14 protein-coding genes are annotated in these 15,064 nt (G+C 67.7%); 9 read left to right on the plus strand and 5 right to left on the minus strand.

From position 1 onward, the window contains the following. Positions 1–3 precede the first annotated feature (3 nt). Positions 4–387, plus strand: a complete 384-nt coding sequence (locus tag BSG17_RS10550) for a DUF7522 family protein (RefSeq protein WP_089823748.1) — start codon at positions 4–6, stop codon at positions 385–387. On the opposite strand, the gene BSG17_RS10555 is transcribed toward BSG17_RS10550, so the two are convergent. Next, positions 384–2,099 carry a YcaO-like family protein gene (locus BSG17_RS10555; protein WP_089823750.1) on the minus strand — a complete coding sequence of 572 codons (1,716 nt, stop codon included), beginning with the start codon at positions 2,097–2,099 and terminating at the stop codon, positions 384–386. The two genes, BSG17_RS10550 and BSG17_RS10555, sit on opposite strands and share 4 nt — an antisense overlap. Before the next feature lie 113 nt (positions 2,100–2,212). After that, on the minus strand, positions 2,213–3,031 hold the full coding sequence (gene tbsP / locus BSG17_RS10560; protein ID WP_089823752.1) for a transcriptional regulator TbsP: 819 nt from the start codon (positions 3,029–3,031) through the stop codon (positions 2,213–2,215). 184 nt (positions 3,032–3,215) lie between these two features. On the opposite strand from tbsP, the gene BSG17_RS25960 reads away from it, so the two are divergent. Next, positions 3,216–3,404: a hypothetical protein gene (locus tag BSG17_RS25960; protein WP_139246588.1), complete on the plus strand. Its 189-nt coding sequence runs from the start codon at positions 3,216–3,218 to the stop codon at positions 3,402–3,404. Between the two features lie 116 nt (positions 3,405–3,520). Here the strand turns inward: BSG17_RS25960 and BSG17_RS10565 are convergent, their stop codons facing one another. Next, positions 3,521–5,557 (minus strand): hypothetical protein, encoded by a 2,037-nt coding sequence (locus tag BSG17_RS10565; protein WP_089823754.1) that lies wholly within the window; start codon positions 5,555–5,557, stop codon positions 3,521–3,523. Positions 5,558–5,661: 104 nt separating this feature from the next. Between BSG17_RS10565 and glyA the strand changes: the two genes are divergently transcribed. Together glyA and BSG17_RS10575 are read left to right on the plus strand one after the other, a co-directional pair. Beyond that, positions 5,662–6,909 (plus strand): serine hydroxymethyltransferase, encoded by a 1,248-nt coding sequence (gene glyA / locus BSG17_RS10570; protein WP_089823756.1) that lies wholly within the window; start codon positions 5,662–5,664, stop codon positions 6,907–6,909. 56 nt (positions 6,910–6,965) lie between these two features. Continuing rightward, positions 6,966–7,535, plus strand: coding sequence for a hypothetical protein (locus tag BSG17_RS10575; RefSeq protein ID WP_089823757.1), 570 nt, complete (start codon positions 6,966–6,968; stop codon positions 7,533–7,535). Between the two features lie 7 nt (positions 7,536–7,542). Here BSG17_RS10575 and BSG17_RS10580 read toward each other — a convergent pair whose 3' ends face one another. Next, positions 7,543–8,028 (minus strand): DUF6653 family protein, encoded by a 486-nt coding sequence (locus BSG17_RS10580; RefSeq protein WP_089823759.1) that lies wholly within the window; start codon positions 8,026–8,028, stop codon positions 7,543–7,545. 179 nt (positions 8,029–8,207) lie between these two features. Here BSG17_RS10580 and BSG17_RS10585 point away from each other — a divergent pair, with 179 nt between their 5' ends. Then, the gene (locus tag BSG17_RS10585; protein ID WP_089823762.1) at positions 8,208–9,101 is read left to right on the plus strand and encodes a bifunctional methylenetetrahydrofolate dehydrogenase/methenyltetrahydrofolate cyclohydrolase; all 894 of its coding nucleotides are present in this window, start codon (positions 8,208–8,210) and stop codon (positions 9,099–9,101) included. Between the two features lie 45 nt (positions 9,102–9,146). Here BSG17_RS10585 and BSG17_RS10590 read toward each other — a convergent pair whose 3' ends face one another. Further along, positions 9,147–9,863, minus strand: a complete 717-nt coding sequence (locus tag BSG17_RS10590; protein ID WP_089823764.1) for a DUF7117 family protein — start codon at positions 9,861–9,863, stop codon at positions 9,147–9,149. A gap of 157 nt (positions 9,864–10,020) precedes the next feature. Between BSG17_RS10590 and BSG17_RS10595 the strand changes: the two genes are divergently transcribed. The 4 genes from BSG17_RS10595 to BSG17_RS10610 all read left to right on the plus strand — a co-directional run bounded on the left by BSG17_RS10595 (position 10,021) and on the right by BSG17_RS10610 (position 15,030). Next, on the plus strand, positions 10,021–12,840 hold the full coding sequence (locus BSG17_RS10595) for a M14 family zinc carboxypeptidase (protein WP_089823766.1): 2,820 nt from the start codon (positions 10,021–10,023) through the stop codon (positions 12,838–12,840). A gap of 83 nt (positions 12,841–12,923) precedes the next feature. After that, the gene (locus BSG17_RS25965) at positions 12,924–13,487 is read left to right on the plus strand and encodes an NUDIX hydrolase (RefSeq protein ID WP_139246589.1); all 564 of its coding nucleotides are present in this window, start codon (positions 12,924–12,926) and stop codon (positions 13,485–13,487) included. Positions 13,488–13,682: 195 nt separating this feature from the next. Next, positions 13,683–14,087 carry a DUF7528 family protein gene (locus tag BSG17_RS28930; RefSeq protein WP_089823768.1) on the plus strand — a complete coding sequence of 135 codons (405 nt, stop codon included), beginning with the start codon at positions 13,683–13,685 and terminating at the stop codon, positions 14,085–14,087. Between the two features lie 31 nt (positions 14,088–14,118). Then, on the plus strand, positions 14,119–15,030 hold the full coding sequence (locus tag BSG17_RS10610) for a DUF1028 domain-containing protein (protein WP_089823770.1): 912 nt from the start codon (positions 14,119–14,121) through the stop codon (positions 15,028–15,030). Positions 15,031–15,064: the final 34 nt, after the last annotated feature.

Raw genomic sequence — 15,064 nt, forward strand, 5'->3', positions numbered from 1 at the left:
GGTATGAGAGACCAAGTCGACGCACTCATCGACACCCTTCAGCAGGAACTCGGAGCGGACCTTCGAGGAGTCTTCTGGGGCGACCTCGCCGCAAAGAACTACGCCGTCGCGTACCTCCACGACGACGTCAGAGCGGAGTTCGACTCGACGACGGTCGCCGAGTTGGTAGACGTCCTCGTCGACGAACAGTTACGCACACACGGGTTCAACGAGTTGACACACCTGCTGGGAGAACTCGACGTGACGGTTCGCGTCTTCGAGGAGTCGACACAGTTGCTGGCGTGGGACCCCCGCAGCGAGCGTGGCGTGTTCGTCGCCACCACGGCAGACGAGACGGCTCTCCCACCGGTGATTCGCGCGCTTCGGGACCTCGACTTCTCCAGTTAGGGGTACGGGTGGTACGGCCGGTCGAGTCGTGGGTCGAACCCCATCGACTCGGGGACCGTCCGGGCGCGATCGCCGAAGAACGGATCGCCCGTGAACAGCGGCTGTGCCTGCGGACTCAGCACGCGCACCGCTTCGAACCCGAGCTCGGCGACGTCCCGCGGAGTGAGTCGAGCGGCGTACGCGTCGAGCCCGGCGTCGGCAACGCGGTCGACGACCGCCCGGAGTTCGGCCGTGCCGGATAACGCCTCGCCGACCTCGCCGACGTCGGCCGCCCGCAGCGTCGTCCCGACGTCGACGAACCGCCGGGCGGCCGCCGGGAAGTCGGCGTACTCGCCGATGGCTCCCTCCTCGGCGGCCGCCCGCTCGGCACCCATCGATCGCAGTTCCATCCAGTTCTGGAGCGCCTCCGCGAGCGCGGAGCGGGCGGCCACCGTCGCGTCGAGGTCGGCACCCGACCCCATCGCGAACTGCGGCCACTCGTCGTCGCGGTGGACGGCGACGGCGACGACCGGCACGTCGACGTCCTGTGTCACGAGCAGCGGCGTCACAGTCAGGTTCTCCGCCCGTGCGCGACCGACCAGTTCGTCGAAGACGTCGTCGTCGTCGACGGCGAGTCCGAGCGGGTCGAACGTCGAGTACCACGCGAGCATCGTCGCGTCGCGTTCGACCACCTCGTACAGTCCCGAGAGCACCGCCTCGACCGTCGAGTTCCCCAGGCCGAGACCGGTCGTGATTGGCGGCTTCGAACGGGTCGACTCCTCACCCGGCGGCGGGAACTGGACATACTCCGCTGGCAGCAGCGCCTCCTCGTCCGTCGCGAGGTCGACCCCCTCGACCCACTGCGTCGGCGTCTCGGGGTCGGGGACGCCGAACCCGTCGGGGCGGACGAACCGCCGCGGCGACACCGCCCGTGCGAGGTTCGCCTCGGGTGCCGTGGTGAACTGCCGCGCCCGGTAGACGCCCGCGCTGTAGCGCTCGAGTCCCTCGCCGAGCGCCTTCATGAACGCGCGGTCCCAGTCGGGGTCGACGCCGGCGGCGAACTCGGCGGCGCGCGCGTCGCTGAACACCGAAGTGTCCGCGGTCTGTGCGAGATAGTAGGGAACCGGGAACGACTCGCGCTCGCCGACCTGTCGGACGAGACCGAGTCGCTCGTCGAGTCCGCGCTCGGCCCGGGCGAGCGAGTCGTCGACGTCGACGTCCCGGTGTGCGAGCTGCAGCGCCCGCTCGGGGGCGTCACCGCAGTCACAGCCCGGGACGGGGAGGAACTCCCGCTCGGGACCGGGCACCTCGACGACGGTCCCACCGAGCGGGTCGCCGGAGAGGAGTCGGATCGCACGGCGACCCGCGACCGCACCGGCGAGACGGACCGCGCTCCGGTCGCCGCGCGGACGGTCGGCGGCCGCCTCGAGGTTCGAGGCGACTCGTGCGCGGAGACAGCGGTAACAGCCCGATTCGGCGGTGAACGCCGACACGCCCGCGTCGACGCCGTCGATCGGATGGCCGCCGAGGCCACCGACTTCGACGGCGACCCAGCGGTCCGCGTGCTCGTTCGCCTGCGCGAACCGCTCGGCACCTGCCGTCGCGACGACGACGCCGAGGTCGACGTCGTCGAGGTCGGCGACTGCTGTCTCCGCGACCGAGGCGTCGATGTCGGCGAACGCTGCCCGGGCCGCCTCCGCGGCCGGGCCGCTTCCGACGAGGCCGATGTGCATGGACGCGTGGTCGGCCGAGAGGGAGAAAAATCGTCGGGTGTTGCGACGACCGCCGCCCGTGGACAGCGACGAGGCTGTGACTCGACGACGGAAAATACGGAGAGGTGAGACGACTAGTTCAGCAGGCTCTGGGCGACGCCGGCGAGCTGGTCGGTGTTTGCGTCACGCAGTCGGTCGTCGCCGAGTTTGAGGCGGAGCCGCGGGCGACCGACGTCGATCGGGACTTTCTCGGTGTCGATGAGGCCCATATCCTCGAGTTTGGTCTTCGTCCGCGAGAACGTCGCCTTGCTCGCGATGCCGACGTCCTCGCCCCACTTCGAGATGTCGTAGAGCAGGACGTCGTTCTTGGCCGCGACGAGCAGGCTGATGGTGACCTCGTCCAGCCCGTTGCCGTCGCCACGGGCCGTCTCGAGCGAGGCGAGCACGTGGCTGAAGTCCGACTCCGTCTCGTCGCCGATCTCCGAGCGGAGCGTGTCGCGGACGCGCGAGATGGCCGGCGTGCGGAGTTTGAAGTCGGGCGACGACTCGAAGAGTGCGCCGTACGTCTCGGACGCGCTGTCGACGAACGAAGCCTCGTCGGTCGTCAACGCCGCGACGTGGTCGCCGGCGCGGACGAGCGCCATCACGGCGTCGGCGGTGATGAGAAGCGCGTTGTCCGCACTCTCGTCGGTCGTGCGCATCGACAGGACGCCCGCGTCGATCAGGTCGGCGGCGTTGCTGGCGACGATGAAGTCGTCCATCACGTCTTTCAGGATCGCCTCTTCGGCGACGAGACGGATCGTCGGGAGATCGCCGTCGAACCGCGTCGCGACGTCTACGAGCTCCTCGATGGTGTCGGCCGAGGGGTCGACGATGAGGAGATCGTCGTCCGCGTCCGCGAGGACGGCCTGGATGATATCCTCGATTTGGTTCTCTAGTAAATTCGAGCTCATTGTTCTACGGTCATAATGGTATCAGAGCTATTTAATATTAACGCAGAAGGATTGGAGGAAGATCGACGTTTCGGGTGTTCAGCGGCCAGAGACGGGCGACGAGGCTCTGATCATTCTCCAGACAGTTCAATTTTCTATTATGTTGGGTAAGAATTATATTCGGAGCGTTCACACCAGAGCACGTATGGAACAAACTCCCATGGTCCACGCGAAGAGAGTATCCGATGTGACGTCGGTCGTCGCGAACCATCCACGAGTCGTCTTCGCCGTGGCGTTTCTCGTGGTAGCCCTCTGCTTCCAAGGGACGGTCAGCGCCGAGACCGTGACGCTCGTCGAACCGACTGCGGGACACGGGGCGTCAACCGGACCGTGACATCCTTCCCGTCCTGACGGGCAGGGCTTTCCCCTCGACTCGCCGTAACACGACCGAGAGCCAACCGCCGAGAGGTCGGCGGCCGACGGGATCACGGAACAGTCGGACGCTTCTTCTCACTCAAGTTCGCGACGCAGTTCGTTCGACCAGTGGATGTCGCCGTCGTACACGACCGGCGTGTCGGCGATGTCGAGAAAGCGGGTGAGCGCCTCCCGGTCGAGTCGGTGGCTGGTGGCGTAGCCGATGAGGTGTGACTGGTCGTTTCCGGGGAGGTACGGCTGGTAGTAGCCGCCGTGCGCCGAGGGCGAGAACACCTCGTACGTCAGGTCGAACTGCCCGTCCGGAGTGTTGGACAGCTCGATCTCCCCGGGGACGTAGTTCTCACTCTGGGTGAGCACGTGAGTGCCGTCGCCGACGACGGTGTAGTCTTTCCCCATCATGATGCGCCGCCGCGACAGTCGGAGCGCCCGCTCGATGCAGAAGCCGTTCATCAGCAACCGGGCGAACGTCGTCCCGACCCGGGCCGCGTGGCTGTCGAGCACCTTGTTGAACGTCACCGCGCCGGCGACGCTCCCCTGACGGACGAGTTCGACGCCCTCGTGGAACGAGCCACACGCATTCAGGAAGAACGTCTGGGCGTTCGACTCTCGGAGGCTCGACACCGAGAGGTTGCCGTCGCGACACCGGAGACCCGACTCCTCGCAGTGGCCGATGTAGTGGACGAGATCGTGAGACGTCTCGAACACGTCCGCGAGTTCGTCGGTCGAGAGATGCTCCCGGACGGTGATGTCGAGGTCGAGTTCGGTGGCGCGGTGGCGGTAGATGCGCGCCGCCTCAGCGTGTTCCTCGGCCATCTCGTTGTCGTTGAGCACCGCCACGACCGAGATTGGTTCGGAGGCCCGTCGGCGGTAGTCGAACCGGTTGGAGTACGCGCTCGGTACCGCCTTGAACACGTCGATCGGCGCACTCGGCGCGAGCCACCCGTGGACGCGGCCGGGGCCGAGGTCGGGTTTGACGAGGTCGACGGAGACGCTCGACTCCTGTCGCCGGTAGAAGTCGTCGAGCGACCGCGACAGCCGTTCGCTTCCGGAGAGCGGTTCCGACGACGGGAGAAACACGTTCGGCAGGATGGACAGCAGATACGGGAGCGTCTCGACGTGGTCGAACGTCGGGTCGACGTACATCGACAGATGCCACTCGGGAAACGCCTCGGAGACGCGCTCGAACGGGGCGTCGAGATACGCGTCGAGGCGGCTCGAGATGGGACGGTCGTACAGCGCCGCCGCGTCGAGCCCGAGCGTCTCGAGATGCCGCGTCTCCGAGAGGTCGGTTCCGTACGGACCGGCGTTGCGGACCAGACAGTCGAGCATGAACGCGCGCCGCAGGAGCGCGGCACACTCTCTCGGGAACTCCGGCAGTGACGAGAGTTCGCGCGTCCGGTCGGGCGTCCGCAGCGTCGGCGTCGCCGCCGGTTCGGTCCGGACCGTCGCGCCGAGGTAGTGTGCCAGCGACGACACGGGAAAGAGGTAGTCGAGACGCGGCGGGAGCGTCAGCTCGACGTCGACGGCCTCGCGGCGTTCCGCGACGACGTCGGGGACGTCCGTCTCGTCGCCGAACTCGACGAGCGGTGGGTGGCCGCGCATCGTCGGGAACGAGCGGTCGGGCGTCGCCGTCCGGTGGCCCGCGGGGAAGTGCGAGAGCGCCGTGGCGACGCCGGCGGGCGTCCGCGGGACGGTCATCGTCTCCGGCGGCGACTGCACCCGACTGCGGAAGCCGAGCGTCACCGTCGTCGGTTCGGGAAACGAGATGATTGCCTGTTCGTACCCCGGTTTCTCGAGGCGGGCGGCCCCGTCGAACCGGACGTAGGTGAGGACGTTGCCGTCGACGCGGACGACGTACTCGTCGGGGGGCAGATCGATCGGTCCGACCTCGCTGCCGAGTTCGAACGTCGCGTCGCCGTCGAGTCGTTCGGCGACGACGAACACCGGAGGGAATCGGAGGACGGACGTCTCGCCGGCGAGCGTAGTGTCGACCGGTCGCGAGAGTGCCAGCGACTGCTCGGCGCTCACCCAGTCGTCCGTCTCGACCTCGATGGAGGTTTTGGCGGAGTCGACGGCGCGCACCCCCCTCTCAGTCGAATCGACCTCGATCATGCCCGGTCGTCGAAGTTCTCCCCCGGTGAACGTAAATCTCTGTCGACACGGGAAATCGTGCGCAAAGCACACAGATTCTTGTGCCCCTGTTACCGAGAGTCGATATGGACTACAGTCACGTGCGGGAGGTCGACCCCGCCGTCGCCGACGCACTCGAAGGTGAAGTCGAACGCCAGCGCGACACGCTCGCGATGATCGCCTCGGAGAACCACGTCTCGGAGGCGGTGCTCGAGGCGCAGAGTTCGGTGCTCACGAACAAGTACGCCGAGGGTTACCCCGGTGCGCGCTACTACGCCGGCTGTCAGTACGCCGACGAGGTCGAGAACCTCGCCATCGACCGCGCGAAAGAGCTCTGGGGCGCAGAGCACGTCAACGTCCAGCCGCACTCCGGCACGCAGGCCAACATGGGCGTCTACTTCTCCGTGCTCGACGCCGGCGACAAGATCCTCTCGCTCGACCTCACCCACGGCGGCCACCTCAGCCACGGCCACCCGGCGAACTTCACCGGCCAACTGTTCGACGTCGAACAGTACCACGTCGACCCCGAGACTGGCTACATCGACTACGAGGAACTGGAGGAGAAGGCCCGCGAGTTCGAGCCGGACATCATCGTCTCCGGCTACTCGGCGTACCCGCGCGTCGTCGAGTGGGAGACGATTCAGGACGTCGCCGACGACGTCGACGCCTACCACCTCGCGGACATCGCCCACATTACGGGGCTCGTCGCCGCGGGCGTCCACCCCTCGCCGGTCGGCGTCGCCGACTTCGTCACCGGCAGCACGCACAAGACCATCCGCGCCGGCCGTGGCGGTATCATCATGACCTCCGAGGAGTTCGCCGACGACGTCGACAAGGCGGTGTTCCCCGGCGGGCAGGGTGGCCCCCTCATGCACAACATCGCCGGCAAGGCCGTCGGCTTCAAAGAGGCGCTCCAGCCCGAGTTCGAGGAGTACGCCCAGCAGGTCGTCGACAACGCCAAGACGCTCTCGGACACCTTCCAGAGCCACGGCCTCAAGGTCGTCTCCGGCGGCACCGACACCCACCTCGTGCTGGTCGACCTCCGCGAGTCGCACCCCGATCTGACCGGCGGCGACGCCGAGGACGCACTCGACTCGACCGGCATCGTCCTCAACGCCAACACCGTTCCCGGTGAGACGCGTTCGGCGTTCAACCCGAGCGGCATCCGCGCCGGGACGCCCGGGCTGACCACCCGCGGGTTCGACGAGGACGCGACCGAGGACGTCGGCGACCTCATCTACCGCGTCGTCGACAACCACGACGACACCGACGTGCTGGCGGAGGTCGCCGAGGACGTCCAGGGCCTCACCGACGAGTTCGGCCTGTACGAGTAGCGCACGACTCGCCGCCTTACACCCGTTTTTTCTGCGGCTGCACCGTAGCAGCGGCCATGCCTCACCTCTCCCGTCGTCGGTGCCTCCAGTTCAGCGCAGTGCTCGTCGTCGGCCTCGCCGGGTGTGCGGAGACTCAACCCGCACCCGCGACAGGTGAAACGACGGCGGACGAGGACGAGCGTCCGTCGGCGACGGTGTCCGAGACGGAACAGACCGCCGCGTCGACGGAGGCCGATGCGACGACCACGTCCGGCGACCTCGATCTTCGGGAGGCCAACGTCGTCGGCGTCGGAGTGCAGGCTCGAAACGGGTCGTACCGCTTCGACGTGACGCTCCTCCACGACGACAGTGGCGAGGACGGCTACGCGAACTGGTGGCAGGTCGAGACGCCCGACGGCGAGCGACTCGGTCGGCGCGACCTGCTGCACGCCCACGGGACACAGGAGTTCACGCGCTCGGAGACGGTCGAGGACCCCGAGGGGACGAACTGCGTCGTCGTCCGCGGCCACGACCAGACACACGGCTACGGCGGGCAGGCGATGCTGGTGAATCTGGAGACGGGGGCGACGACGGCCGTTCGACAGGGCGGAGAGAAACAGTCGGTCGCCGACGCGACGTGTCCCTGACGCGGCGTCAGATCGAGGAGTCGGTCGCCTCGAACGCGAACAGGTGGTCGTCGAAGTCGGCGTGGTGCTCCTCGTAGAACCGGACCAACTCGGCGACGAACAGTAGCTTCAGGACGACGACGACGAGAGTGGAGACGGCCGTCCGCACCGGGTGCTGCTTGTAGACCGCGTACAGTCCGTACGCGAACGCGACCGTCCCGGCCGTGTTGTAGGCGTCGGACACCGGCACCTCGTCGGGGTGGCGCGTCCAGAGTCGCTCGCCGAGGACGACCTTACTCATCCAGCCGTCGGCGTTCTCCGGCGGCGGGAAGAGGAAGGGGTTGACCGCGAGGAACAGGACGGTTCCGACGGCGAGTCGCCACCGCCGCTCGTAGAGCGCGTACATCAAGAGCGGAAAGGCGGCGAAGCGCGACCACCCGCTCAGCGGGTTCGCGTGCCGCGCCCAGAACAGTCGATCGACCGTCTCGGACCGCGTAACGTCTCGGCGTCCCATGCAGAGGTATCGCTCGGGGAACGGATAACTGTCGGCGGCGAACCGAGTTTGAGCGATTCGCGGGACCGACACCGATTTCGACGACTGAGTATACATAAACGAGCATATATCGTGGTTTTTGAAGTCCAAGATACACACGAATCCGAGCATTGAAGAGCGTGGCTGTCCGCCTCTCAGTTATGACGACACTCATCGACGGCAACGAGGTCGCCGCCGAGATCCGCGACGGACTCGCAGACGGCATCGAGAGCCTCAAAGCCGAGGGGACGACGCCGGGACTGGCGACGGTGCTGATGAGCGACGACCCCGCCAGCGAGACGTACGTCTCGATGAAACAGCGCGACTGCGAGGAGGTAGGGATAAACGGTATCCACGTCGAACTCGACGCCGACGCGCCCGCCGAGGAGCTGTACGACACCATCGACGACCTGAACGCCGACCCCGAGGTTCACGGCATCCTCGTCCAGATGCCCGTCCCGGACCACGTCGACAAGCGGCGCGTCCTCCGCGCTATCGACCCCGTGAAGGACGTCGACGGCTTCCACCCCGAGAACGTCGGCCGGATGGTCGCCGGTCACGCCCGCTACAAGCCCTGTACCCCCCACGGTATCCAGAAACTGCTCGAAGCCTACGACGTCGAGACGGAGGGGGCGGAGGCCGTCGTCGTCGGCCGCTCGGACATCGTCGGCAAGCCGATGACGAACCTCCTCATCCAGAAGGCGCCGTTCGGCAACGCGACGACGACGGTCTGTCACTCCCGGACGAAGGACCTGGCGGGCCACCTCGCCGACGCCGACATCGTCGTCGCCGCCGCCGGCGTGCCGGAACTCGTCACCGGCGACATGCTCAAGGAGGGTGCGACGGTCGTCGACGTCGGTATCAACCGCGTCGACGCGGCCACCGAGAAGGGGTACGAGCTCGTCGGCGACGTCGAGTTCGAGTCGGCCGAGGAAGTCGCCGGGAAGATCACGCCCGTCCCCGGCGGCGTCGGCCCGATGACCCGTGCGATGCTGCTCTACAACACCGTGAAGGCTGCAGGCCTCCAGACGGACGTTCCGGTCGATCTCCCCTGAGCGGCGACCGTTCACCTCGCTCCCCTCTCTTCTTCCCTCTTCTCCTCAACCCAACCGCGACAGTCGGTCTCGCGCCGTCGCCAGCGCGGTCTCGTCGCCGTCGACGAGATAGTCGCCGAGGTCGCGGACCGCCTGCACGAGACGCTCGGACGTCTCCAGCGGGACGTCGCCCTGCAGCGACTTCGCCCGCTTGACGTGGTCGACGAGCGCGCCGAGCGTCGTCCGCGCCTCCGAGTCGGGGTGATCTTCGAGCCACGTGACGAGGTCCCGACGGTAGTCGGAGACGGCCTTCGCGTAGGCCAACCCGCGGGCCGCACGCATCGACTCGGGGACGTCGGCGACGGCCGGGCGGTCGCCGGCGTCGGCCCCGCGGACGAGTTCGAGGACGTACAGTCGCTCGTCGTCGGTCGGGTCGCGGGCACGGGCGTAGACGTCGATCGCCTGCAGCAGTTCGTGGGCCGCGAGGAACGTGTCGTCGAGCGGGTGCAGGTCGCCGCCGTGGATGAACCCGCGCTGGCGGAGATACTCCCTGAGCGTCGGTTTCAGGTCGCCGGCGACGTCGGCGACGTCGGTATCGTCGTCCCCGAGCGCGTTCTGGTGCGGCGAGAGGTCGAGCGCCTCCGCCCCGGCGGTGTGCTGCGTCCGGTCGTCGAGACCGACGCTCCGCAGACTCTCGCAGTTCGGACAGGCGACGCTCCCCGTGTCGTAGTAGGACCACCGATGACCGCAATCCTTGCACTCTCGGCTACCCCGGATCTTCATGGCTCCCAGTACAGTCGGGGAGTCAAAAAGCGCCCCGTCGTTCGGTCGCGGACGATCGTCAGACATCCCGAGTATTTACTCGTAGTATACTCTGCGAATTTATTTGTGATGCTAGTTACCACAAGACATCGTCCTTTCGTATAGAAAGACCTCACACATGACACGAGAATCCAACCTCGGAGACACGTTCAGTCGCGACGACGTCCCGGTCTCCCGACGGCAGTTCGTCAGACTGTCGGCGGCGACCGCGGGTGCGGTATCGCTCACGGGGAGCGCCGTCGCGGACAGCAGTTCGCCGAAAGTCACCGATCTCTACGCGTTCGTCGTCGACGCCGTCGACGACTCCTTCGAGATTCCGACGCTCGTCGAGACGACGGACGCCGCCGCGTTCGAGGACCTCCGCGGTCTCGGACTGGACCCGGTGACGACCAGAGAACCGACGACCGCCGCCTACGTCCGCCCGACTCCCGACCGAGTGGAGTCGATCGTCGCCGTCGACGGCGTCACCACCCTCCGGTACTCGCCGGGGTCGAACCCGTTCTGGCGACTCGGCCACTACCCCGACGGCGTGTTCCCCGCCGTCGACGACAGCGTCGACTACATCGACTTCGAGCAGATGGTCGACGGGATGCAGCGACTGCAGGGCCAGCACGAAGACCGGTTGCAGTTCTACTCGATCGGTGAGAGCCCCGGCCACTACAACCTCTTTCTCGACGAGGCGGGGCCGCAGAACCTCTGGGTCGCGGAGGTGACGAACGACGTCGGCGACGAGGCCGCCTTCCGAGAGAAGGAGACGGTCGTGTACACGCTCGGTATCCACGGCGACGAACGCGCGGGTGCGGAGGCCGGAACGCGGTTCGTCGAGCGGGTGTTGAACGGCGACGAACCGGCCGTCGAATCGCTGCTCGACGAGGTGGTGCTTGTCTTCCTCTACCCGAACCCCGACGGGTGGGTGTCGCGGAACCCCCAGTACCGGGTCGACACCGACGGCGACGGTACCGCGGAGAGCAACTCGTTCAAGCGGGTGACGGCGACGGGCGTCGACCCCAACCGGCAGTACCCCACCGTCGGGTGGATCAACACGAGCCACTACCCGGCTGAACCGGCCGGAGCGGATCTGCAGGACGACACGCCGGGCGTCGACGAGGACGTCCCCGCAGTGTACGAGGAACTGGTTCCGGACGCGCTCGACATCGTCGAACATCTCCGCGGCTACGACAACCTCCGCATCGGGTCGGACCTCCACGGGATGTTCTGGTCGAGCGACTTCGTCAACGGACTCGTCGTCAACGACCAGTACGACACCGGCGAGTTCCACGACCTCTACGAGTACAACCGGGCGACTGCCGACCGGCTGGAGGCCGCACTCGACGGGAAACTGGAGGCGGCCCAGTCTAAGTTCGAGGCGTTGAACGACGCGTACGGCGAGCAGTACGGCTTCGACGGGAGTTCCCTGCCGACGCCGCAGGAGGCGTTCAGCTACGGGACGATCCTCGACACCATCGGCTACACGACGAGCGGGACGCTCATCAGCTGGATGAGCCACCCCGAGGAGAACGGCGGGCTCGGTATGCAGATCATGGCCCACGAGATGGGGTGGGACAACCGCGTGTTCGACCGGATGACGTTCCGCCCGTGGCTAGTCGACCTGCAGGTGACGGGGTATCGAGAGGTGATCCAGGCGACCGCCGAGCACGCCGTGCGATCGGTGACCGCCGAGATAGAGACGGGGCGGGCGACGACGGCGTACGTGGAGACGGAGGCGCTCGAGCGAGAGTCGGCCGACCTCTCGTTTACCGACGCGACGCGACGGACCCGGACGCAGACGGTCGCCGTCGGGGGACGACCCGAGCCAGTGACCGTCGACGTCTCGGCGACGGCGACGTCGCTGTCGCTCACCGTCGAACCGGAGCGCGGGATGCTCGTCACCAGACTCCGCGACCCGGAGGGGCGAGTGGTACGGACGCACGCTCTCGCCGCCGGCGACAGGTCGCGCGTCGCCGAGTGGGTCGTCGACGACCCGGCGGCGGGAACGTGGACGGTAGAGGTGAAGGCGACCGGCGCAACCGAGACCGACGTCACCGTCCGAAGCACCCTCCTCGTCGGCGACGGCTCCGACGCGGTGAGCGCACCCGATCCCGTCGACGTGCTCGGTTACGAGCAGCGACCCTACAGCGTCACGCCGCTGACGTACTTCGACGATTACGCCGAGTTCGTCGCCGACGCCGGGGCGACGAACGGTCGCAGCAACGGTCGTCGCGACGAGCGAGGGAGCGGTCCGCTCGGGCAGATGGCGCCGCTCGGCGTCGAGGCGGTCGCCGACGGCGCGCTGTTCCGGGGTGACAGCGACCGTCTCGCCGTCGAGAACCTCGTCGTCTCCCACGCGGTCGGTGTCGACGACGACGGCTACGTCGCCGAGCTCGACCGCTTCGTCGAGGCGGGCGGGAACCTCGTGCTCACGGACCGCGGCGTCTCGTTGCTCGGACGGCTCTCGAACGCGCTGGTCGACGACGTCGGTGCGTCCGACGTCGAGGAGATCCGCGTGTTCAGCGCGTTCCTCGACGAGCGGGTCGACGACCATCCGCTCCTCGCCGGGACGCGCTCCATCCAGCGCGAACTCTGGAAGCCGGCGCCGCTGGGGTACCCCATCAGCATCCCCGGTACGGCACCGCTCACCGTCGTCGACCCCGACGCCTTCACGGCGGCCGGCGGGTCGGTCGCCGGGTACGCCCGCGACGACGACGGCGACGACGGCCGCCGGGTCGCCGCGGGGTCGCTGACACGACCCGACGGAACCGGCGTCCACCTGCTCGGGGGACTGCTCCCGCCGGCGAACCAGTCGAGCCTCCACCCGTTCGGCGTGCTGGAGTACACGACGACGTTCCTCGGCCACACGATGCTGACGAACGCGCTGGGGTACCGGCAGCGTCGGGTCGTCGACGGCGACCTCGTGGAGACGTTCGGCGACGTCCGATAGCGACCGGGACCGGTCACGCGTGCTGCCGGGATTTTTTGTCGGAGAGCCGAGAGGCGCCTGTATGACCGAACCGAACGCCGATCGTGCTCCGCACGCGAGCGAGCGACCACGCCGCGTCGCTCGTCGCGGATGTCGAGGATCGCTGGGGACCGATCCCCGACGAGGGGTCGTTCGTCGTTCCGCCGCTCCCAGACCACGACGTCGCGTTTCCGACGAGTCTCCGAGCGTTCCACGAGGAGTTCTACCCCCACGCCGCGGGATGTGTCACCCGCGACGGCGACGGGCGGATGCTCGCCATCAGGTCGACGAGTCGAGGGAACTGGGAGACGCCCGGCGGTGCCGGCGAACCGGACGAGACGCCCGCGGAGACCGCTCGCCGCGAGGTGCGCGAGGAGACGGGCGTCGTCCCTCGACTCGCCGAACCGCTCTATCGGTTGACGATGGAGGTCGACTTCGGGTACGACGAGACGCTGCCGATCCCGGTCGTCGTGTTCGTCGGCGAACCAGCCGACGGACGAGTGCTCGACGCCGACGCCGTCGAGACGCCTACCGAGGTCGCCGACGTCGACTGGGTCGATCTGACGGCGCTCCCGGAGAGCTTCCGAGACCGTCGGTTACTACGGAAACATCTCATCGAGTCGGGGTAAGTCGGGCCAGAAGCGGAGAGGGGACGGGGAGTGGGGCGACAGCCGTCACCTGTACGACCACCCACGTTTAAGTACGAGAACGCCCACACCTCGAGTGCATGACACGGAGTTCCCACGCTCCTGATCGAGAAATTCTCCCGGCGTGAAACCCGCGTCTCGGACACCGAGACCGCAGTCACGGCGAACGGTACCGAACTGGTCGTCGAACTCGATGGTGCGGAGTTCCGACTCTCCCGTAGCGACGCGGCGGCGCTCCGCGACTCGCTCGGCGCGGCGCTCCACCGGCGACTCGAGTTCTTCCGGACGACCGGCGAGCACCGCGAGGACGGAAGCTACGTCGTCGCTCGGCGAGCGGCGAACTCCGCGGGCCACAGCAAGGTGTTCGCGAGCTTCGCCGAGCTGAGACGACTCTACGGCCGACTGCCGACCGAGTTCACCGCCGAGGACGTCGGTCGGAGCGGGTTGACGGGCGGACGGCGTCACATGCTCGTCCGGCATCTCGCCGAGCATCCGGCGTTCGGCTGCGAGCTGGTCAGCCGACAGCCGTTGACCGCGCGGAAGACTGAGGCGGAGAAGGAGCAACCGATGCCCGCGGACTGAGCTTTTTGACATCCTGCATCCTCGCTCGGGTATGACGTTCTCCATCGTCGCACGCGACCCGGAGGCCGGGGCCGTCGGCGTCGCCGTCCAGTCGAAGTTCGTCAGCGTCGGCTCCGTCGTCCCCTTCGCGGCGGCCGACGCCGGCGCGGTCGCCACACAGAGTTTCGCAAACGTCGCCTACGGACCGGACGGGCTCGACCTGTTACGCGAGGGGTACTCGGCAGCGGAGGTGATCGAGCAGTTGACCGACGGCGACGACGAGGCCGCGTCCCGACAGGTCGGCGTCGTCGGACAGGACGGCTCCATCGCGGCGTTCACCGGCGACGACTGTTTCGACGTCGCCGGCGACCTCCAGGGCGACCACTACACGGTCCAAGGGAACATTCTCGCGAACGACGAGACGCTCCCCGCGATGGCCGACGCCTTCGAGGCCGCCGAGGGGGGGTTGCCCGAAAAGCTCCTCGCGGCGCTGCACGCCGGCAACGACGCCGGCGGGGACAGTCGCGGCGAGCAGGGGGCGGCGCTGTACGTCGCCAAGCCCGGGGGCGGCTACGACGGGAAGAACGACCGTTGGATCGACGTCCGCGTCGACGACCACGAGCGACCGATCGACGAACTCGAACGCGTGTTCAAACTGTACGACGTGACCCTCCTCGCGCGTGAGGAACCCGACGAGACGCGCGAACTCGACGGGGAGACGGCGCGCGCGGTGAGCGAGACACTGTCCGAGCTGGGGTTCTACGACGGCGAGCCGACCGGCTCGTTCGGCGAGCGGGAGCGCGAGGCGCTGGAGGCGTTCCGCGGTCTCAACAACTTCGAAAACCATTCGCTGGCGGTCGTCGAGGACGCACTCGATCGTGGCTGGGACGACGCCGAAGGCGAGGGCGAACATCGGCTGGTCGACGCCATCTGGCACGGCCTCTCACGACTAGACCGGAAGTAGCGTCGGCGCGCGGTTTCTCGCCTCTCGAAGGCCG

This window comes from Halogranum amylolyticum, assembly GCF_900110465.1.
GTDB lineage: Archaea > Halobacteriota > Halobacteria > Halobacteriales > Haloferacaceae > Halogranum > Halogranum amylolyticum.